General features: G+C 51.7%; 21 protein-coding genes. 17 read left to right on the top strand and 4 right to left on the bottom strand.

The genetic code is table 11. The features are described from left to right. Nucleotides 1-67 precede the first annotated feature (67 nt). Complete coding sequence (locus AAC086_RS11980; protein WP_339778905.1) at nt 68-727, top strand: sulfite oxidase-like oxidoreductase; 660 nt, start codon at nt 68-70, stop codon at nt 725-727. Between the two features lie 108 nt (nt 728-835). Beyond that, nucleotides 836-1318 (top strand): glutathione peroxidase, encoded by a 483-nt coding sequence (locus AAC086_RS11975; protein WP_339778904.1) that lies wholly within the window; start codon nt 836-838, stop codon nt 1316-1318. 40 nt (nt 1319-1358) lie between these two features. On the opposite strand, the gene recQ is transcribed toward AAC086_RS11975, so the two are convergent. The 3 genes from recQ to AAC086_RS11960 form a co-directional block, all read right to left on the bottom strand. Next, nucleotides 1359-3164 carry a DNA helicase RecQ gene (gene recQ / locus AAC086_RS11970; protein WP_339779112.1) on the bottom strand — a complete coding sequence of 602 codons (1806 nt, stop codon included), beginning with the start codon at nt 3162-3164 and terminating at the stop codon, nt 1359-1361. Nucleotides 3165-3226: 62 nt separating this feature from the next. Then, complete coding sequence (locus AAC086_RS11965; protein WP_339778903.1) at nt 3227-3868, bottom strand: uracil-DNA glycosylase; 642 nt, start codon at nt 3866-3868, stop codon at nt 3227-3229. Nucleotides 3869-3909: 41 nt separating this feature from the next. After that, nucleotides 3910-4527, bottom strand: coding sequence for an NYN domain-containing protein (locus tag AAC086_RS11960; RefSeq protein ID WP_339778902.1), 618 nt, complete (start codon nt 4525-4527; stop codon nt 3910-3912). A 175-nt stretch (nt 4528-4702) separates the two neighbouring features. On the opposite strand from AAC086_RS11960, the gene folK reads away from it, so the two are divergent. From folK to AAC086_RS11885, 15 genes are all read left to right on the top strand, one after another. Further along, the gene (gene folK, locus AAC086_RS11955) at nt 4703-5251 is read left to right on the top strand and encodes a 2-amino-4-hydroxy-6-hydroxymethyldihydropteridine diphosphokinase (RefSeq protein ID WP_339778901.1); all 549 of its coding nucleotides are present in this window, start codon (nt 4703-4705) and stop codon (nt 5249-5251) included. A gap of 152 nt (nt 5252-5403) precedes the next feature. Then, nucleotides 5404-5742 (top strand): DNA-directed RNA polymerase subunit omega, encoded by a 339-nt coding sequence (gene rpoZ / locus AAC086_RS11950; RefSeq protein ID WP_339778900.1) that lies wholly within the window; start codon nt 5404-5406, stop codon nt 5740-5742. A 142-nt stretch (nt 5743-5884) separates the two neighbouring features. After that, on the top strand, nt 5885-8023 hold the full coding sequence (locus tag AAC086_RS11945; RefSeq protein ID WP_339778899.1) for a bifunctional (p)ppGpp synthetase/guanosine-3',5'-bis(diphosphate) 3'-pyrophosphohydrolase: 2139 nt from the start codon (nt 5885-5887) through the stop codon (nt 8021-8023). A gap of 115 nt (nt 8024-8138) precedes the next feature. Continuing rightward, nucleotides 8139-8840: a DUF2062 domain-containing protein gene (locus tag AAC086_RS11940; protein WP_339778898.1), complete on the top strand. Its 702-nt coding sequence runs from the start codon at nt 8139-8141 to the stop codon at nt 8838-8840. Further along, complete coding sequence (locus AAC086_RS11935) at nt 8837-9586, top strand: pyridoxine 5'-phosphate synthase (RefSeq protein WP_339778897.1); 750 nt, start codon at nt 8837-8839, stop codon at nt 9584-9586. Before AAC086_RS11940 ends, AAC086_RS11935 begins: the two co-directional genes overlap by 4 nt. Next, the gene (acpS, locus tag AAC086_RS11930; RefSeq protein ID WP_339778896.1) at nt 9583-9978 is read left to right on the top strand and encodes a holo-ACP synthase; all 396 of its coding nucleotides are present in this window, start codon (nt 9583-9585) and stop codon (nt 9976-9978) included. The genes AAC086_RS11935 and acpS overlap by 4 nt, the downstream gene beginning before the upstream one ends. Before the next feature lie 30 nt (nt 9979-10008). Then, nucleotides 10009-10755: a signal peptidase I gene (gene lepB / locus AAC086_RS11925; RefSeq protein ID WP_339778895.1), complete on the top strand. Its 747-nt coding sequence runs from the start codon at nt 10009-10011 to the stop codon at nt 10753-10755. Then, the gene (gene rnc, locus AAC086_RS11920) at nt 10755-11438 is read left to right on the top strand and encodes a ribonuclease III (RefSeq protein WP_339778894.1); all 684 of its coding nucleotides are present in this window, start codon (nt 10755-10757) and stop codon (nt 11436-11438) included. Before lepB ends, rnc begins: the two co-directional genes overlap by 1 nt. Further along, nucleotides 11431-12366, top strand: coding sequence for a GTPase Era (gene era, locus AAC086_RS11915; RefSeq protein WP_339778893.1), 936 nt, complete (start codon nt 11431-11433; stop codon nt 12364-12366). Before rnc ends, era begins: the two co-directional genes overlap by 8 nt. A 30-nt stretch (nt 12367-12396) precedes the next feature. Next, complete coding sequence (locus AAC086_RS11910; protein ID WP_339778892.1) at nt 12397-12627, top strand: hypothetical protein; 231 nt, start codon at nt 12397-12399, stop codon at nt 12625-12627. A gap of 1 nt (nt 12628) precedes the next feature. Next, nucleotides 12629-12799 (top strand): hypothetical protein, encoded by a 171-nt coding sequence (locus AAC086_RS11905; protein WP_339778891.1) that lies wholly within the window; start codon nt 12629-12631, stop codon nt 12797-12799. Nucleotides 12800-12814: 15 nt separating this feature from the next. After that, nucleotides 12815-13567: a DNA repair protein RecO gene (recO, locus tag AAC086_RS11900; RefSeq protein WP_339778890.1), complete on the top strand. Its 753-nt coding sequence runs from the start codon at nt 12815-12817 to the stop codon at nt 13565-13567. A 233-nt stretch (nt 13568-13800) separates the two neighbouring features. Beyond that, nucleotides 13801-16047, top strand: a complete 2247-nt coding sequence (parC, locus tag AAC086_RS11895; RefSeq protein WP_339778889.1) for a DNA topoisomerase IV subunit A — start codon at nt 13801-13803, stop codon at nt 16045-16047. A 338-nt stretch (nt 16048-16385) separates the two neighbouring features. Further along, the gene (locus AAC086_RS11890; protein WP_339778888.1) at nt 16386-16931 is read left to right on the top strand and encodes a TRAP transporter small permease subunit; all 546 of its coding nucleotides are present in this window, start codon (nt 16386-16388) and stop codon (nt 16929-16931) included. Then, entirely contained in the window at nt 16931-18307 is a 1377-nt protein-coding gene (locus AAC086_RS11885; protein WP_339778887.1) for a TRAP transporter large permease subunit, read from the top strand. The genes AAC086_RS11890 and AAC086_RS11885 overlap by 1 nt, the downstream gene beginning before the upstream one ends. Nucleotides 18308-18456: 149 nt before the next feature. On the opposite strand, the gene AAC086_RS11880 is transcribed toward AAC086_RS11885, so the two are convergent. Then, nucleotides 18457-19551 (bottom strand): TRAP transporter substrate-binding protein, encoded by a 1095-nt coding sequence (locus AAC086_RS11880; RefSeq protein WP_339778886.1) that lies wholly within the window; start codon nt 19549-19551, stop codon nt 18457-18459. Nucleotides 19552-19598: the final 47 nt, after the last annotated feature.

Here is a 19598-nt window from a genome sequence, read left to right as displayed (position 1 = left end):
ATGGTACAGACATGGTGAACGTGTCTGTGCCATTTTTCGTATACAGGGTGTGAAGAAGGAGGCAGACGTGACCCGTGCTTTTACCGGCAATATTCGTGACAAACTGATTGCAGCCAAGCAGCAATGGGCAGAAAAAGGCCGCCTGTTAACGGGCGTTCATGACGAAAATCACGAAAACAGGCTGCCGCCCGGGCAGCGCGAGGTAAAAGACTGGCCGGTGCTGGACCTGGGCATCACGCCGCATTTAAACGAAGCAGACTGGCAATTGGCAGTGAAGGGCGAGGTGGCAAATCCGGTTTCGCTTTCAATGACCCAACTGCTAGACCTGCCTGCCTTTTATGATTGCAGCGATATTCATTGTGTAACGTCCTGGTCCAGATACGAAAATTACTGGCAGGGTGTTTCGGCACGGGAACTGGCCCGTTTGGTGCAGCCGACGGACGCGGCCAGGCATGTGCTGTTTACCGCACATGATGGCTATACCACCAATGTCACGATCGAACAGTTTCTCGATGACGATGTTTTACTTGCCCACCATTGGCAGGACCAACCGATTACAGACGAACATGGGGGGCCTGTGCGTGTGGTGATCCCAAAGCTGTATTTTTGGAAAAGTGCCAAATGGGTTCGCGAGATTACCTTTTCAAAAACCGATAAACCCGGCTTTTGGGAAACACGCGGCTATCACAATAATGCAGACCCATGGACCGAGCAGCGATACGATTAACGTTGCCGGTCATGAACAGGAGCAACCCGAATGTGGCCATTTGCAAGAATTATGATTGTTGCAGCAGGTGTAACGGTTTTGGGCCTTTTACCCGCCGCAGGAGGCGAAATGACAAGCGCATATGATTTTGAATTTGAAACGATCGATGGCAAGGCATTGCCGTTACAATCGTTTGCAGGCAAAGCCGTCCTGATTGTTAATACGGCATCCTTTTGTGGATTTACCCCACAATATGATGGGCTGGAAGCATTATGGCAGCAGCGGCGTGATGAGGGTGTGGTTGTTCTGGGGGTGCCGTCCGGCGATTTTGGCGATCAGGAATATGCAAAAAATAATGAAATTCGTGATTTCTGCACCACCAGTTTCAACATCGACTTCCCGCTGACAACCCGGCAATCGGTGCGGGGCGAAAAAGCCCACCCGTTTTATAAATGGGCACGGGATGAATTGGGGCCGGATCAGGCGCCGAAATGGAACTTTCATAAATATCTGATCGGTCCGGACGGGCAGCTTTTGGCCAGTTTCCCCAGTGCCGTCAAACCCGATGATGAAAAATTGCAAAAGGCAATTACTGACGCGTTGGCGCGCTAGTTATCGCCAAGACCTGGCCTGGGCCGGGATGTGCGGGTTCTTATGTGCGTCCATCGGTAATATCAAGAAAGGCCAACCCGTATTGGTCGAGTTTTTTAGCGCCGACACCGTTTATTTCTGCCATATCGTTTAAACTGCGCGGTTTGAAGCGGACCATTTCCGACAATGTCCGGTCATTAAAAATGACGTAGGGCGGGACATTCTGGCTGGTGGCAAGCTCCCGACGCAGGGCGCGCAGGGCTTCCCACATTTTGCGGTCGTCTTCATTTTCAAAAAAGGTATCAAAATCGCGCAGCCGCTGGGTTGTGGCGCGTTTGCGCTCGCTGGTGTCAAGCCGCATTTCGACGACCTTTTCCCCGCGCAACACCGGGCGCGAGGATTCTGTCAGATAAACGCCACCATGGCCTTCTTCGTCAACCTGCAAATACCCCATCGCTAGCAATTGCCGAAATACCGAGCGCCACTGTGGTTGGGCTATGTCCTTGCCAAGGGCATAAACGGTTGTTTTATCGTGCCCGGTCTGGCGGATTTTCTCGGTATTTCGGCCCATAAGCACTTCGATGACATGGGCTGGGCCGAAACGCTGCCCGGTGCGATAGACCGCCGAAAGGGCCTTGCGCGATGCATCTGTGGCATCCCATGTGTCGACCGGTTCAAGGCAGGTATCGCAATTGCCGCAGGGTTTGGTGTCGGCTTCGCCAAAATACGACAAAATAACCTGTCGGCGGCATTTCGTGGTTTCGGCAAGGCCAATCAGGGCATCAAGTTTGCGCTGTTCGATCCGTTTTTGTGTGTCGGGTGCATCGGACGATGCCAGCATGCCGCGAATGGACACGATGTCGGATAAATCGTAATTCATCCACGCATTGGCCGGTAAACCATCGCGCCCGGCCCGTCCGGTTTCCTGATAATAGGCTTCCATGCTTTTGGGCAGGTTCAAATGGGCCACAAAACGCACATTTGGTTTATCAATACCCATGCCAAAGGCGACGGTTGCGCAAATGATCAACCCTTCTTCACGCAGAAAACGGTCTTGATGCAGTTGCCGTGTTTCTTGCGGCAATCCTGCATGATAGGGCAGGGCAGGTCGGCCGTTATCGGTTAGCCACTGGGCGATGTCTTCGGTTTTGCGCCGCGACAGGCAATAAACAATACCGGCATCTTCGGCGTGTTCACGGTTTAAAAATGTCAGCAGGCGTTGTTTGCTGTTGCCTTTGGTCTCAATGCGATAGGTGATGTTGGGGCGGTCAAACCCGGTTAGAAAACAGTGGGCATCGGTCAGATGAAGGTTTTCGGCGATGTCTTTGCGGGTCGGGCTGTCGGCAGTCGCGGTCAGCGCGATGCGCGGCACATGTGGAAACCGGGTTGGCAGCAGGTCCAGACGCCGGTATTCAGGCCGAAAATCATGTCCCCATTGTGATACGCAATGGGCTTCGTCAATGGCAAAAAGCGACAGGTGGATACGGTCAAGCAGGTTTAAGAAACGATCGGTGGCAAAGCGCTCAGGGGCGACATACAGAAGATCGATGTCCCCTTCAATGGCACGCATTTCAATTTCGCGGGCATGATCCGGCGCGAGTGTGGAATTGATAAAGGCGGCCTTGATGCCAAGTTGCGTTAAAGCATCGACCTGGTCTTTCATAAGCGCAATCAGCGGCGAAACAACAATGGCCGTTCCCGGCCGGCATAACGCCGGAATTTGATAGCATAGCGACTTGCCACCCCCTGTGGGCATCAATACCAGGGCATCTTTGCCTGCAATGACATGGTCGATAATTTCTGCCTGTGGCCCCCGGAAACTGTCATAGCCAAACACATCCTTTAGCACCTCCAGCGGCGGGCGCATGGCAGGCGGCGTGGAGGATGTCAGAAGATCGTTATCGGCAAAGAATACAGGGTCAGACAATTTTAACGTTCCAGGTATGTGCAGATATCGGCAAAGACGTTTTCAAACATCTCTGGCGTCAGGCGGTAAGTCTGGGTGTTGTAACGCGAACAGTGATAACTATCAAACAGCGTTAGACCATTTTCCAGGTGATGTTGTGCTCCATGCCCGAATTTATAGGCAGACAGCTTCATGCCAAATGTTTTCAGCATTGCCTGATGGGCGATCTGCCCAAGACACAAAATACCCTTAAGGTTTTTCATGGCGGCAATTTCACTGATCAGGAAGGGGCGGCATGTATTGGCTTCGGGCCCGGTTGGCTTGTTTTCGGGCGGAACACATTTGACCGCGTTGGTAATGCGGCAATCAACCAGTTCCAGCCCGTCATCAGGCCGTTTATCATATGTACCGGTTGTCAACCCGAATTTTTTCAGCGTGGCGTAAAGAAGATCACCGGCATAATCACCGGTAAAGGGGCGACCGGTGGCATTCGCCCCCTTAAGCCCCGGTGCCAGGCCAACAATAAGAAGCCGGGCCGATAACGGGCCAAAAGGGCGAACAGGGCCATTGTAAAACGCGGGGAATTTCGCCTGGTTTGCCTGGCGAAATTCCATAAGGCGGGGGCATAACGGGCAATCTTTTGCCGGTTCAATCAGTTCGGTCATAACAGGCCTGACATTGGATCAAGATTGTGCCGCAGCGGAACTTAATCGAAATCGATTTCGTCGAGATTGGGGTGAACCGGGTGATCGTCGATATCACCAAGATCGGGATGATCATCGTCACGGCGTGGCTGGACGCGGCGGGCAATGGTGCCTTCAAGCTCGGTGAGTTCAATAAAATTATCTGCCTGGCGGCGCAATTCGTCGGCGACCATTGGCGGGTTGGATTTTACCGTCGAGACGACAGTAACGCGCACACCTTTACGCTGAACGGCATCAACCAGGCGGCGGAAATCGCCATCACCGGAAAAAATCACAACATGATCAAGATGCTGGGCCATCTCCATGACATCAATGGCCAGCTCGATATCCATGTTGCCCTTAATTTTGCGGCGACCGGCGGCGTCGGTAAATTCCTTGGTCGGTTTGGTGACCATGGTATAGCCATTATAGTCAAGCCAATCCACAAGCGGGCGTATAGGCGAGTATTCCTGATCTTCAATCAGGGCTGTGTAATAAAACGCCCGGATCAGTTGACCTTTTTGTGCAAAAAGATCAAGTAGCCGTTTGTAATCTATATCAAAACCAAGAGCACGTGCCGCAGCGTACAGATTTGAGCCATCAATAAACAACCCGATACGTTCTTGCGGGTAAAAAATCATTCTTAAATGTCCTTAAATAGCGTTTAAAAATTAGTACTTTGCAAAAATGCTATCGCCTGTTTTACATCGCAAGGGGCAGCAAAGAAAGAACCAAATTGTCATGGACAGGCAGAACAGCCTTCCTTACATATCACCTGCTTTGTGGCTGTGTTTTGCATATGAAGGTTTGCCCTCTGTGACGTGTCAATCTGTCCTGGAAAATAATCGTTCCGCATCCGATGATGCTATCTTGATTGCGCTTGGGGCGAATTTGCCGACCGAGCGGTTTGGCGCACCCGCTGATACGGTGCGCGCCGCCATTGATGTTTTGGCAGGCACGGATGGTATCTGTGTTGAAAAAATATCATCCTTTTACGAAACGGCCCCGGTGCCTGTTTCTGACCAGCCCTGGTATGTGAATGCAGTCATCCGGGTGGAAACAGTGCTTTCACCCCATGACCTGCTGGTGCGGCTTCACGAAATTGAAGCCGATTTTGGCCGGGTCCGGGTGATGCGAAATGAAGCCCGGGTTCTTGACCTGGATCTTATTGCCTATGGCCGCCAAGTCCTTGGTGATGATAGTGGCTTGATCGTGCCACATCCCCGTTTGCACGAACGCGCATTTGTCTTGCTGCCTGTGCGTGATGTGGCAGGTGACTGGGTTCATCCCGTCCTGCAGCAATCGATTGCAAGCCTGGTCGGCGCGTTGCCAGAGGGGCAGGAGATTCGGCAAATGCCATCCTGATCCGGGTGGTCGCCGCGATGGAATGCTTTTTTGCTGCAACAGCCGCAGTTGCGGCAGTTTCGTCGAAATTCGCGCGGTTAAGTGTTGCAACGCAACGATGACAGCCTTATAGTGATCGGTCTGGATACTTACTTCTTTTGCTGGAGAAATTTATGGCGCGCGTTACCGTCGAAGATTGCGTTGACAAGATTCCCAATCGCTTTGAGCTTGTGATGCTGGCAGCTCAGCGTGCACGCAACATTTCGTCCGGGGCCGAATTGACCATCGACCGCGACAATGACAAAAACCCCGTCGTTGCCCTGCGTGAGATTGCCGAAGTAACCGTTAATTTTGATGATCTTCGGAACGGTATGATTCAGGGCCTGCAACGCCATGTTGAAACCGAAGAGCCCGATGACATCGAAGACGAATTCGGTCCCAAGCTGATGGCAGAGGCAATTGAAGAATTTGCCCCGATTATGGCAACTGCACCTGTTGAAGAAGACGAATAATCTTCTCTAGTGTGTTGATAAAAATGAATTAATAAAAAAGGGCTGCGGATTTTTATTCCGTGGCTTTTTTTTGTGTCGTTTGTACTATCTTCTATCTATGTACTTTTTAAAGATCGCAAGCTGGAATGGGAGCCGCTCCTGAATGATGCGTCAATATGAACTTGTGGAACGGGTTAAGGCCTATGATGCAGATGCCCGCGAGGCACTGCTCAACAAGGCTTATGTGTATGCTACCCAGAAACATGGTTCACAAAAACGGGCCAATGGTGACCCGTATTTTTCGCATCCCATCGAAGTTGCCGGTATCCTGACCAACTATAAGCTCGATTGCGACACCATTATTACCGCGCTGTTGCACGACACGATCGAAGACACCGACGCCACACCCGAAGAAATCAACAAGTTGTTCGGGCCCAAAATTTTAAAGCTGGTGGACGGCGTTACCAAGTTAACCCAGATTGAACTTAAATCGGCAGATTCAAAGCAGGCCGAAAACTTCCGCAAGTTGCTGTTGGCAATGTCGGAAGATATCCGTGTTCTGTTGGTCAAGCTTGCCGACCGTTTGCACAATATGCGCACGCTGCATTATATTTCCAAGCCGGAAAAACGGGTAAGAATTGCAGCAGAAACCCTTGAAATATATGCACCTTTGGCAGAACGCATCGGGATGCATGATATCAAGGAAGAATTGCAGGATCTGGCATTTCAACACCTTAACCCGGATGCGCGCAATTCGATTACCGCCCGGCTCGAATTTTTGCGTAAAAAGGACGACAATGTCGTCGAGCGCATTGTTAAGGAACTTGAAAAAGTTATCAGCACGGAAGGCCCTGCCGTTGAAATATATGGTCGTGAAAAGCGGCCTTATTCGATCTGGCAGAAAATGCAGCGTAAAAACATCACCTTTGGCGAGCTGTCTGACATTATGGCGTTTCGGGCCATGGTTGATACGATGCCGCAATGCTATGAGGTGCTAGGTTATCTGCATGCCGCATACAAGGTCGTGCCGGGGCGCTTCAAGGACTATATTTCCACGCCAAAACCCAACGGTTATCGGTCTATCCATACCACAGTAATCGGCCCGGAAAACCACCGTATTGAAGTGCAAATTCGGACCCACGAAATGCACGAGGTGAACGAAAACGGTGTTGCGGCGCACTGGGCTTACAAACAGGGTGGCGGACGCGAAAAAGAAGGGACGCAGTATCGCTGGCTGCGTGATCTTCTTGATATTATGGAACATGCAACAGAACCTGAAGAATTCCTGGAGCATACCAAGCTGGCCATGTTCCAGGACCAAGTGTTTTGCTTTTCGCCCAAGGGGGACGTGATTGCACTTCCTGCGGGGGGAACACCGGTCGATTTTGCTTATATGATCCATACCCACATTGGCGATACCTGCGTTGGGGCGAAGGTCAACGGGGCGATGGTGCCCTTGCGGACCCAGCTTAACAATGGCGACCAGGTGGAGATTGTGACCTCCAAGGCACAAACCCCAAACCCGACATGGGAACGGTTTGTTGTTACTGGTAAGGCGCGGGCCCGTATCCGTCGTTTCATTCGCCAGCAGCAGGAAGACCAGTATCGCGACCTTGGCAAGGCCATCGTGCAAAAGGCCTTCCGTCAGGCCGGGTATGAATATTCGGAAAAGGGTCTGGAAGGGGTCTTAAAGATATTCAAGCAGCCCACGGTAGTGGCTCTGGTTACTGCGGTCGGGGCCGGGCACATTACCGGGCGCGAGGTAACCAATGCGGTCTTCCCGGGCAGCAAAGACGATCAAACGACCCGCAAATTTGTGCCTGCAGATGCCAAAAGCAATCGCAAGCGCGACCATGCCATTCCGCTTAAAGGGCTTATTCCCGGCATGGCTGTGCATTATGCCGGGTGTTGCCATCCGTTACCGGGCGACCGTATTGTGGGTATTGTCACCACGGGCAAAGGGGTGACCATTCATACGATTGACTGCGATACCCTGGAAACGTTTGCCGATCAGCCCGAACGCTGGCTGGATGTGGGCTGGGATAATGACGGGGAACCGGAACATTTCGTTGGCCGTCTGGGCCTGACGGTTGCCCATGAATCGGGCGCACTTTCGGCCATTACCAGTGTTATTGCCAAGAATCATGGCAATATCACCAATCTGCGTTTTGTCAGCCGAACCCAGGATTTTTTCGAAATGCTGATTGATATTGATGTGGTGGATGTCAAACATCTGACCAATATTATTGCCGCCTTGCGGGCAACCCCTGTGGTCAATACCGTTGAGCGGGCACGGGGATAATGAGAAATGATGGAGTGAATACGCTATTTTCTTGCCAAGGCGGCTTTCAGCACTTACCCATAGCGGCGCGGGATTTTTCCCGTTCCCTCCTATCATGTCGTTTGTCTGACACCGTATGTTCCAGCGTCGCATAAAACCAAGCTCTTTTGAACGCATTCGCAGCTTTTTGTGGCCGCGGGCCGGATGGCGCCGTTCATCACGCTATTTTGCCCATCGAGTCGCCCGGCTGCCCGGTACGCCTTACAGCATTGCTGCCGGTTTCGCGATCGGGGCTGCTGTGTCGTTTACCCCGTTTATCGGGTTTCACTTTGTTCTGTCGGCATTGCTCAGTTTCATTCTGCGCGCCAACCTTGTGGCGTCGCTGCTTGGCACGATTGTTGGCAATCCCTGGACGTTCCCGTTTATATGGCTGTGGCTTTATCATAGCGGTCTGTGGATTCTGGGCAGCGATCCCTCGATACAGGGCGTTCATTTCAATATGGCCGTGCTTTGGGATTTCACCGTCGAAGGCATTAGCTATATCGGTCGCGGTTTGATTTTTGGTATCTGGGACGGGACCAAGCAAGCCGACCTTTCGCATCTATGGGCCAGCATCGTTGATATTATCTGGCCGATGATTGTTGGCTGCATCCCGACATTCGTTGCAGTCTGGTTGCTGTTTTACTTTCCTGTCTATCGTGCGGTTGTTATGTATCGTCATAAACGTATTCTACGTCGCATGAAAGTTCATGAAAAACGGGCTTTAACGCCGGTTTTAGAAACGGCAAAACGTACTTTGCGCAGCGATAATGCGCAGCAGCAGGATAATTTGAAATGAGCATTGATTTACGTTTGGGTGTGAATATTGATCATGTTGCCACCATCCGTAATGCCCGGGGTGGGGCGCATCCTGATCCGCTGCGCGCCGCACAAATTGCCGCAGCTGCCGGGGCTGATGGCATTACTGCTCATTTACGTGAAGATCGCCGGCACATATCGGATCGCGATATTGCGCAGTTGCGTGCCGAAATTGATTTGCCGTTGAATTTCGAAATGGCCGCGACCGACGAAATGCTGGCAATTGCCATAAATGCCAAACCGCACGCCGCCTGTATTGTGCCCGAAAAACGCGAAGAACGGACCACCGAAGGCGGGCTGGATGCCGCGGGGGGCCATAATCATTTAAAACGCTTTGTTTCAGAATTGGGCAATGCCGGTATTCGTGTTTCCCTGTTTATAGAAGCATCGAAAAAACAGCTTGATGCTGCGGCATCGCTGGGCGCGCCGGTTGTTGAAATTCACACGGGGGCCTATTGCGACGCAGTTGGTGAACAGCGTGCATATGAACTGGCCCGTATTACCGAGGCGGTTAAATACGGGGCGGAACTTGGTCTTGAAATTCACGCAGGGCATGGGCTGGCATTTGATACGGTGTCGCCCATCGCACAATTACCCGAAATTCGCGAACTTAATATCGGCCATTTTTTGATTGGCGAGGCCATTTTTATTGGCCTTGATGCCAGCATCCGCGAGATGCGGCGATTGATGAATGTCGCACGGTCAATTTCCGGGGCAGGCCAATGATTATTGGCATCGGCACGGATTTATGCGATATCCGGCGGATTGAGAAAACTCTGGGCCGTTTTGGTGACCGGTTTGTGCGCCGTGTCTTTACAGACATTGAGATAGCACGGGCGGCGCGGCGGCCAGAAAGAATGGCGTCTTCATTGGCAATGGCCTTTGCTGCGAAAGAAGCCTGTTCCAAAGCATTGGGAACGGGGTTTCGGCGCGGCGTGTACCACAGGACGATGGGGGTGGCCCATCAGCCAAGTGGCAAACCGGACATGATGCTGATTGAGGGGGCTAAACGTCGCCTTGATGAATTGACACCCGCAGGGAAACTTGCCTCGGTGCATGTCACCCTGACAGATGAATATCCGATGGCAAATGCCGTTGTTGTTATTTCTGCCGATTAAATTTTGATTTGAAAAAGGGTTGAACCCTGGATGGAAAAGTTAGTGCAAAAAAAGAAACCGGGTGGCCTTTTTGATACCCTGAAAACCGTTTTCTGGGCGATTGTGATTGCTCTTTTGGTGCGAACCTTTGCGTATGAGCCTTTTAATATTCCGTCCGGGTCCATGATTCCGACCTTGCTGGTTGGTGATTACCTGTTTGTTTCCAAATATTCCTATGGATATTCCAAGCACAGCCTGCCGTTTAGCCTGCCGTTAATTCCAGGGCGTATTTTGTCTAGCGAACCCAAGCGTGGCGATGTTATTGTGTTCAAACTGCCCGCAGATACGACCCAGGATTACATCAAGCGTGTGATTGGTTTGCCCGGCGATACTGTGCAAGTCAAACAGGGTCGTCTTTATATTAATAACAAGATGGTCGAACGCGAGCGGATCGAAGATTACATTTTGACCGACGGAACGGGGCAGGCGATTGCCGTGCCGCAATATCTTGAAACATTGCCGGGCGGAAAAGTTCATCGTATCCTGGAAATCTTTGGTGATCAGGGACCGGCTGATAATACGGATCCCTTTACCGTGCCAGCAGGCCATTATTTTATGATGGGCGACAATCGCGATAATTCGGCTGACAGTCGGGCTTTTCCGCCAAGGTTCCGCTTTGTTCCGTTTGAAAACCTGGTGGGTCGGGCTGAATTCCTGTTCTATTCGAAAGACAGCAGCCAGCCGATTTATGATTTTGGCAGCATTCGTTTCGACAGACTGTTTAAGGGAGTTAACTGATGACCGACATGGCGCCATTGTTGCGACATATCGATCATGAATTTGCCAATCCGGACCTGCTGCGGGTTGCGTTGACGCACCGCAGTGCAGCCAAAGGCAAAGACGCCCTAAGTGGCGGTAATGAACGACTGGAATTTCTGGGAGACCGGGTTTTGGGCCTGGTTATTGCAGAAATGCTATATACCCGGTTCGGTCGTGAGCGCGAAGGGGCGATGGCGAAACGGTTTGTTGCCCTGGTCCGGCGCGAAACTCTGGCCCGCATTGCCGTTGATATTGACCTTGGAAACCATATTGCGATGGCCAAGGGGGAACGTGCGGCCGGTGCCGATACAAACCCGGCTATTTTATCCGATTGCGTAGAGGCGGTGATTGCCGCACTCTATCTTGATGGCGGGTTGGAACCAGCGCGTATTTTTATCGAAAGATTATGGCGCCCGTTGCTTGATGAAGCACCCAAACCACCACAGGATGCCAAGACACAGTTGCAGGAAGCCTTGCAAGGGCAGGGTAAGCCATTACCTGTTTATGAAATGGTTGGCCGCGAAGGCCCTGCCCATGCGCCTGTTTTTACAATTGAGCTGACAACCAGCGACGGTCATTGTGTTCGCGCCGATGGTAAATCCAAACGCGAAGCCGAACAGATTGCCGCAAAACGAATGTTGGATGAGTTGAACCATGAATGAGGTTCCTGCCGCGATCCCTGAACAGTCTGAACCGCAGCATCGTTGTGGATTTGTCGCCCTTGTCGGCGCCCCGAATGCGGGTAAATCCACGCTGCTTAATCAGTTGGTCGGCACCAAAGTATCGATTGTTTCGCCCAAGGTGCAAACAACGCGGGCGCGTGTTCGTGGCATTGTCATGGCCGAAGATGCACAGATTGTCTTTATTGACACCCCGGGTATTTTTCAGCCCAAACGCCGTCTTGACCGGGCAATGGTCAAGGCCGCCTGGGGGGGCGCTGATGATGCCGATCTGATCGTATTGGTGATTGATGCGCTACAGGGCATTACCGATGATGTTCGCATGATTGTTGCCAACCTCAAAAGGCAACAACGTAAGGCGATCCTTTTGCTCAACAAGATCGACAAGGTGCGCGACAAGGAAAAATTGCTGCATCTTTCCGGGGAATTGTTTGGCGAAGATATTTTCACTGATGTCTTTATGATTTCGGCCAGAAAAGGTGCGGGAACCCAGGACTTTGTCAATTTCCTGGCTGCGAAAATGCCAAACGGACCGTGGATGTTCCCCGAAGATGACGTTTCGGATATGCCCTTGCGTCTGCTGGCGGCGGAAATTACCCGCGAAAAGCTGTATTATCAGTTGCAGCAGGAATTGCCATATTCCGCAACGGTCGAAACAGAATTGTGGGAAGAACGCAAGGATGGTTCGGTCAAGCTCGAACAAACCATTTTTGTCGAGCGCGAAGGCCAAAAGGCAATCATTCTGGGTAAAAGTGGCAAGCGGATCAAAACACTGGGTACGGATGCCCGTAAAGATCTTGAGGCGATTTTTGAACGTCGGGTCCATTTGTACCTGTTTGTCAAAGTGCGCGAAAACTGGGGAGACGACCCCAATCGCCTGGCAATCTGGGGGTTGGACCACAACGCCTGATCTGTGAAACTGGCCAGATAGGAACGCGATATGGAAACCAGGCAGTTCTGGGGCATGGTCTTGATCGTTGTTGGTGCCGCCACGGCATTGATTGTCGCTATGATCTCTCGTCGACCATTTCGTTATCGCCATGATGGCAGTGATCTGAAACGTGAAGAGCGGTTTTTGAGAAAGCCGCTCAACATGTTGATGCTGGTGATTGCCGTTGTGATCTTAATTTTGGGGTTGTTGTGGCGCAACCCCGCAACACGGCCATTCTGACATGATGCATTCCAATCACGATACAGACAAAGACGAACCGATAAAAAGCCTGTCTGAACTGACGGGCTGGCGACGCTATTTGCTGCTAACGGTGGCGGTGATTGTTTTGGGATCAACGGTTTTTGGTTTGGCGGTTCATGTCATGCGTCTTCTTACGGCTTCTGGCTACTAAAAAGCAGGGACAGCCATGGATTGGCGAGATGATGCAATTGTGCTGTCTACCCGGAAACTGGGTGAAAATTCCGTCCGCCTGACGGTATTGACGCGTGATTATGGTCGTTATGTCGGCATGGTTCGCAGTGCATCGGGTAAAACCCTTCGTGGAACGCTTGAATGTGGTAACTTGATCCGTACAAGCTGGTCCGCGCGGTTATCGGAACATTTGGGCCAGTTTAAATGCGAATTGTTGCGCTCCCATGTGGTTGATCTTTTATTGCTGCCTGGGCCTTTATTGGCACTGAGTTCTGCCTGCGCGTTGCTTGAGGTATCTTTGCCTGAACGGGTGCCGCAAAAAATGCTTTATACGGGTACGCTGGGCCTGATTGAGGCATTGAAATCCGAGTTTTGGAAACCGGCATATCTGCGCTGGGAAATCGGCCTTCTGGAAGAACTGGGCTATGGTCTTGATTTATCTTGCTGCGCTGTGACGGGTAAATCTCAGGATTTGCATTTTGTATCGCCCAAAAGCGGGCGGGCGGTTTCTCTGGCGGAAGGCACACCCTATGCTGACCGGCTGTTGCCGTTACCGGCGTTTTTAAGTGGGGCGGCAGCCTCGGCTGCGGCGCGTGAAGCCCCGATGGAAAATCAGTATAATCAGGCCGTTAAACTGGCAGGTTTTTTTATTCACCGTGACCTGTTTGTTTCCAAAGGCATTCGCCCTGTTGCAGCACGCGACCGGCTGGCCTCGATGATTTGGCAGGACGCCAAGGGGGGAGCCTGAAGTGATGCAATGTTGGATATTCATGCACGCAATCGGTGTGCCGTATCGCCATTTTTGGGAGAGATTACGGCGTGATGGGGGAAAGATAAAAATTAAATGCACAATTTTGCTGTTGTCATCTGTTGACCGCACCCGCCCTGAAAGTAGTATGGTGCCGCACGGTACGATGTCGGGGTGACCGGCAACCGTCTTTTTTATTAATGCAACCTGTTCCGGATTAAGAAAAACAGTTCATGAGCACGAAATCCTCCGACCCGGGTACCGCCGCCGGGCAGATCCGGGAAACCCGCCTTGCTGACGCGCTGAGTGAACGGTATCTGGCTTATGCAATGTCGACCATCATGTCGCGTTCGCTGCCTGACGTTCGTGACGGCCTTAAACCGGTTCATCGCCGGTTGCTCTATGCAATGCGACAATTGAAACTAAATCCTGAACAGGGTTTTAAAAAGTGCGCCCGTGTTGTCGGTGACGTGATTGGTAAATATCACCCGCACGGCGACCAGTCGGTTTACGATGCCCTGGTGCGGCTGGCACAGGATTTTGCCGTTCGCTATCCATTGGTGGACGGGCAGGGGAACTTTGGCAATATCGACGGCGATAATGCCGCTGCCATGCGTTATACCGAAGCCCGCATGACCGCCGTTGGCGCTTCGTTGATGGAGGGGTTGGACGAAGACGCCATTGATTTTCGCCCGACCTATGACGGCGAAGACCACGAGCCGATCGTTATGCCTGCCGGATTTCCAAATTTGCTGGCAAATGGCGCTGCCGGTATTGCCGTGGGCATGGCGACCAATATTCCGCCGCACAATGCCGACGAACTTTGCACGGGCCTGATCAAACTGATCGATAATCCTGAAACGTCGATTGCCGAACTGGTCCGGTGCGTGCCTGGCCCGGATTTCCCGACAGGCGGAGTTCTGGTTGAGCCGCGCGAGAATATTCTCGAATCCTATGCCACCGGTCGCGGGTCGTTCCGGCTGCGGGCAAAATGGGAAGTCGAAAAGATGACCCACGGTCTGTATCAGATCGTGATTACCGAAATTCCCTATCAGGTGCAGAAAGCCAAACTGGTTGAACGCATCGCAGATTTGATGTTTGCCAAGAAGTTACCGCTTCTTGCTGATGTACGAGATGAATCAACGGATTTGATCCGTTTGGTGTTTGAGCCTCGTTCGCGTGCGGTTGAACCCGAGCATCTGATGGAAATGCTGTTCAAGAATACCGAGCTTGAAACCCGGTTTGGGTTGAACATGAACGTTCTGGATGGCGACAATACCCCGCGCGTCATGAATTTGCGCGAAGTTCTGCGTGCATTTTTGGCGCACCGGCAGGTTGTTCTGGTTCGGCGGTCGCAGCACCGGCTGGAAAAAATCAACCACCGGCTGGAAGTGCTGGAAGGCTACCTGATAGCCTATCTTAACCTTGACGAAGTCATCCGCATTATCCGGTTTGAAGACGAACCACGCAAAGAGATGATGCGCGTTTTCGATCTGACCGAAGTGCAGGCCGATGCCATTTTGAATATGCGTTTGCGGTCTTTGCGCAAACTCGAAGAAATGGAAATCAAAAACGAGCATTCCAAACTCAGCGAAGAAAAAGCCGGACTTGAAGCGTTGCTGGCCAGCGAAGAAATGCGTTGGACCCGTATTCGTGAAGAGATTGAGCAAACGCGCGAGAAGTTTGGCAAAAACACCGAACTTGGCAAACGTCGCACTGAAATTGGCGATGCACCGCAGGAAATTGAGGTCCCGCTTGAGGCCTTGATTGAACGTGAACCGATCATGGTCATTTGCTCGCGTATGGGCTGGATCCGCGCGCTCAAGGGGCACACCACTGAAATCGCCGACCTTAAATTCAAGGACGGTGATGAAAGCCGCTTTGCGATCAAGGCCTTCACGACGGATAAATTGCTTATTATGAGCTCCGCCGGGCGTTGCTATACAATGGGCTGTGACAAACTGCCGGGCGGGCGTGGGCACGGCGAGCCTATTCGTCTGTCGATTGACCTACCCCAGGAACATGACATTGTTTCCATGACCATTCATCGTCCAAATGGCCGGTTGCTGGTGGCATCGTCTGCCGGGCGCGGCTTTCAGGTTGCGGAAAGTGATGTGGTTGCACAAACTAAAAACGGCAAGCAAATTCTGAATTTGGGCAAAGGCGAAACAGCCCTGATTTTTGAACAGGTTGATAAAAACCATGTGGCTGTTTTGGGGGATAATCGCAAATTGCTGATTTTTCCGGTGGAAGAAATTCCGGAAATGACGCGCGGCCGGGGTGTGATTTTGCAGAAATACAAACAGGGTGGTCTTGCGGATTTAACCTTGTTTAACATCGAAGATGGTTTGACCTGGACCATGGGCGGCAGTGAAGGGCGCAAACGCACCGTCACCGAACTGGGCGAATGGATCGGGAAACGTGCCGGTTCAGGGCGATTGCCCCCGAATGGTTTTCCCCGTTCAAACCGTTTCGAATAATGTGACCCTTATCGCCTGAGACTTGAAACCTGAAGCGCCGGTGAGCGGTGCTTCAGGTTTTTTGTTTAATGGATGGAATAGTTTTATTTTAATAACAATGTCTTGTCAGAGTATTTGATAGATAAACATCAAATTGAAACGGCAGAAAATTGCCTTGGTTTTTAGTGTTCAGGAGGGGGCTGGCTTTTTGTGCGTTTTTCTTGGCGTCACGTTAAAAAAGATAGCACCGGCCAAAAGCGCAAAAAACATGGTGTTTTGGATCATATATTTGTAACTTTGCACCGCTGGCGATCAAACAAGACTGGAAGCTGGCAAAAATTCCGGGTGTGGGAGGAAAAATGCTTTTTTTGGCACGTTTTGTACGGCTGATTGACAGTCTTAATGACGCGATCGGACGTGGCGTGGCGTGGCTGACCATTCCGTTGGTGTTGGTAACCTTTTTGGTGGCAATATTGCGATACGGATTTTCGGTTGGCTGGGTATCAATGCAGGAAAGCTATATGTGGCTTTACGGCATTATTTTCATGGTTGGGGCTGGCTATACGCTGCTTCATGGCGGCCATGTCCGGGTTGACGTTTTTTATCGTCCAGCATCGGCGCGCTACAAGGCGTGGGTTGATCTGCTTGGCACCTTGTTTTTGTTGCTGCCTGTCCTGACGCTGGTTTTTATTTACAGCTATCCTTACGTCATCACCAGTTGGAAGCGCCTTGAAGGATCGCAGGAAACGGGCGGTTTACCCGGGCTTTTCCTGCTTAAATCAGTAATTCTGGTGTTCTGTGTCCTGATGGGGTTACAGGGGCTTTCGCTGGCGGCACGCAGTATTCTGGTACTGGCAGGCCATCGTGAATTCGAAACCAATGAAGAAGAGCACGAGGGCGTCTGATGTCGGGGGAAGTATTAAGTCTACTCATGTTTGCAGTGGCCTGTGTGGTGCTGCTTTTTGGGTTTCCGGTTGCCTTTTCACTGGGGGGGACCGGTCTGGCTTTTGCCCTTTTGGGGCATTCGATGGGCGTGTTCGACATGCCGTTGCTCGGCTCGCTGCCGTCACGTTATTTCGGCGTGATGAGCAACGAATTATATGTCGCCATTCCATTGTTCGTTTTTATGGGCGTGATGCTGGAACGGGCACGGATTGCCGAAAAATTGCTCATGACCATGGGCATGCTGTTTGGCAAGCATCGCGCCGGCCTTGGCATTTCGGTCGTGATCGTTGGTATGTTGCTGGCGGCTTCAACCGGCATTGTCGGGGCAACTGTTGTTACCATGGGTTTATTGAGCCTGCCAGCCATGCAAAAGGCCGGTTACAGCCCGCGCCTTTCCGCCGGTGTTATTTGTGCATCCGGGACGTTGGGCCAGATCATTCCGCCGTCAATTGTTCTGGTGCTGTTGGGGGACATCCTTCAAGGGGCCTATGCCGAAGCGCAACGGTCCTTGGGGAACTGGGCACCTGAACCGGTTTCGGTCATTGATCTGTTTGTCGGGGCCTTTATTCCCGGCATGTTGCTGGTTGCGCTCTATATCGGTTGGGTGATCATTCAGTCTTTCATCGATCCCAAATCCGCCCCGGCTCTGGTTGAAGACAAGCGCCCGGAAGGTCTGTTAGGCGATGTTTTACGCGCCCTTGTACCGCCTGCATTGCTGATCGTTGCGGTTCTGGGCTCGATCCTGACCGGCATTGCGACGCCGACGGAATCTGCTGCATTTGGCAGTGTTGGTGCCACCGTTCTTGCGGCTTGTTATCGCCGTTTGGATCTGGCTGTTTTGCGCCATGTTACCAGCCAAACGGTTCAGATCAGCTCGATGGTGTTTATCATTCTGCTGGGGGCGTCGATCTTTTCGCTGGTGTTCCGCGGTCTTGGCGGTGATCACTTGGTCGAAGAATTGCTGCATAACATGCCCGGTGGTCTGTTTGGGGCCATGCTGGTTGTCATGACATTGATGTTCGTGATGGGGTTCTTTCTGGATTTCATCGAAATCGTCTTTGTTGTGGTGCCGATTGTGGGGCCGATCCTGTTGAAAATGGATATCAGCCCGATCTGGCTCGGCATTATGATTGCGATCAATCTTCAGACCAGCTTCCTGACGCCACCTTTTGGTTTTGCGCTGTTCTATCTGCGCGGGGTTGCGCCGCCCTCGATGAAAACCTGGGATATTTATCGTGGTATCATTCCGTTTGTTCTGATCCAGATATTTGCCCTGATTCTTCTGGCCGCTTTCCCGGAACTGGCAACATGGTTGCCGTCGGTTCTGCTAAATTAATTCGTGGCACGGCAGTGTATATTGATACGAAAAGGGTCGGTTTTTTCCGGCCCTTTTTGCTGGACTGGCCAGAGATTTCGTAACAAAAAAGGGCCAGCAAAAATGCCAGCCCTTCGGTATTGAATGGGGTCGGTAAGCCAGATTGCCGATCAGTATTTAAACGGCAGAACACGGGCTTGCATAAAGGCACTTTCCGAATATTTCGCCCAGGTGATGGACTGTTCCCGGAAAGAAACCAGGCTATCGAAAACTTCCTGGGACAGCGGATCTGCCGCGACAAGATCGCGCAGAACCTTGCCGGAAAGTGCACCAAGATTGGTCAGGATCTCGTCGGAGAACGGACGAACATCAACATTGTGTTTTTCGCGCAGGGTTTTCAGTGCCTGATTGTTACGTGCAACAAACTCAGACAGCACCATCTGGTTGGTTGCACGGTTTGCCTGTTCGACAATCGCTTTGAGGTCGTCGGGAAGGTCGTTCCAGGCGCTTAGATTGATGAAGTTTTCCAGCGTTGTTGCCGGTTCATGCCAGCCCGGATAATAGTAATATTTTGCCGATTTATAGAGACCAAAGGCCAGATCGTTGTAAGGGCCAACCCATTCTGTCGCATCAATGGCGCCAGATTGCAGCGCAGGCGGAATTTCGCCGCCAGGCAGGTTGACAACATTGCCGCCAGCAGCCTGGATAACTTCACCACCAAGGCCCGGAATGCGCATTTTCAGACCTTTAAAATCATCAATGCTATTCATTTCCTTGTTGAACCACCCGCCCATCTGGGTACCGGTATTGCCAGACGGGAAGAATTTGCAATTTAGCTTGGCATAAATCTTATCGGCAATTTCCTGTCCGCCGCCATATTGGAACCAGGCGTTTTGTTCCTGCGCGGTTAGCCCAAAGGGCATAGCCGCAAGATACTGGGCCGCAGCAACCTTGCCTTTCCAGTAATAAGGCGCGCCGTGGCCCATTTCGACGGTGCCATTACCCACGGCATCAATTGCTTCAAATGCCGGAACAATTTCGCCAGCACCATAGACCGACACTTTCATGCGGCCATCAGATGCCTTATTGATATATTCGGCCAGCAGGTTGGCACCGGTGCCCAAGCCGGGAAAGTTTTTTGGCCAGGTTGTTACCATGCGCCATTCGCGAACATTCTGGGCAAGTGCGGGTTTGGGAAATGTGGATGCAACGGCAGCAGTGGTACCAGCCAAAGCAGCACCACTCAGGAATTGACGACGTTTCATTGTTTGTAGCCTCCCAGCAAACAGTCGATAAATTATTTTTCGACAAA

Origin of the sequence: uncultured Thalassospira sp. (assembly GCF_963976115.1) — a bacterium.
Classification (GTDB): Bacteria; Pseudomonadota; Alphaproteobacteria; order Rhodospirillales; family Thalassospiraceae; genus Thalassospira.
The sequence above is the reverse complement of the archived record's forward strand: the minus strand, read 5'-3'. Positions and strand labels throughout refer to the sequence as shown.

What these genes read in the sequence shown, in the direction of transcription:
- lepB (WP_339778895.1), top strand. Translation starts at nt 10,009, where the DNA reads ATGGAAAAGTTAGTGCAAAAAAAGAAACCGGGTGGCCTTTTTGATACC.
- recQ (WP_339779112.1), bottom strand. Translation starts at nt 3,164, where the DNA reads ATGCGCCCGCCGCTGGAGGTGCTAAAGGATGTGTTTGGCTATGACAGT.
- era (WP_339778893.1), top strand. Translation starts at nt 11,431, where the DNA reads ATGAATGAGGTTCCTGCCGCGATCCCTGAACAGTCTGAACCGCAGCAT.
- AAC086_RS11960 (WP_339778902.1), bottom strand. Translation starts at nt 4,527, where the DNA reads ATGATTTTTTACCCGCAAGAACGTATCGGGTTGTTTATTGATGGCTCA.
- AAC086_RS11905 (WP_339778891.1), top strand. Translation starts at nt 12,629, where the DNA reads ATGATGCATTCCAATCACGATACAGACAAAGACGAACCGATAAAAAGC.
- AAC086_RS11880 (WP_339778886.1), bottom strand. Translation starts at nt 19,551, where the DNA reads ATGAAACGTCGTCAATTCCTGAGTGGTGCTGCTTTGGCTGGTACCACT.
- rnc (WP_339778894.1), top strand. Translation starts at nt 10,755, where the DNA reads ATGACCGACATGGCGCCATTGTTGCGACATATCGATCATGAATTTGCC.
- acpS (WP_339778896.1), top strand. Translation starts at nt 9,583, where the DNA reads ATGATTATTGGCATCGGCACGGATTTATGCGATATCCGGCGGATTGAG.
- recO (WP_339778890.1), top strand. Translation starts at nt 12,815, where the DNA reads ATGGATTGGCGAGATGATGCAATTGTGCTGTCTACCCGGAAACTGGGT.
- AAC086_RS11940 (WP_339778898.1), top strand. Translation starts at nt 8,139, where the DNA reads ATGTTCCAGCGTCGCATAAAACCAAGCTCTTTTGAACGCATTCGCAGC.
- AAC086_RS11975 (WP_339778904.1), top strand. Translation starts at nt 836, where the DNA reads ATGACAAGCGCATATGATTTTGAATTTGAAACGATCGATGGCAAGGCA.
- AAC086_RS11890 (WP_339778888.1), top strand. Translation starts at nt 16,386, where the DNA reads ATGCTTTTTTTGGCACGTTTTGTACGGCTGATTGACAGTCTTAATGAC.
- AAC086_RS11885 (WP_339778887.1), top strand. Translation starts at nt 16,931, where the DNA reads ATGTCGGGGGAAGTATTAAGTCTACTCATGTTTGCAGTGGCCTGTGTG.
- AAC086_RS11935 (WP_339778897.1), top strand. Translation starts at nt 8,837, where the DNA reads ATGAGCATTGATTTACGTTTGGGTGTGAATATTGATCATGTTGCCACC.
- AAC086_RS11945 (WP_339778899.1), top strand. Translation starts at nt 5,885, where the DNA reads ATGATGCGTCAATATGAACTTGTGGAACGGGTTAAGGCCTATGATGCA.
- AAC086_RS11910 (WP_339778892.1), top strand. Translation starts at nt 12,397, where the DNA reads ATGGAAACCAGGCAGTTCTGGGGCATGGTCTTGATCGTTGTTGGTGCC.
- rpoZ (WP_339778900.1), top strand. Translation starts at nt 5,404, where the DNA reads ATGGCGCGCGTTACCGTCGAAGATTGCGTTGACAAGATTCCCAATCGC.
- parC (WP_339778889.1), top strand. Translation starts at nt 13,801, where the DNA reads ATGAGCACGAAATCCTCCGACCCGGGTACCGCCGCCGGGCAGATCCGG.
- AAC086_RS11965 (WP_339778903.1), bottom strand. Translation starts at nt 3,868, where the DNA reads ATGACCGAACTGATTGAACCGGCAAAAGATTGCCCGTTATGCCCCCGC.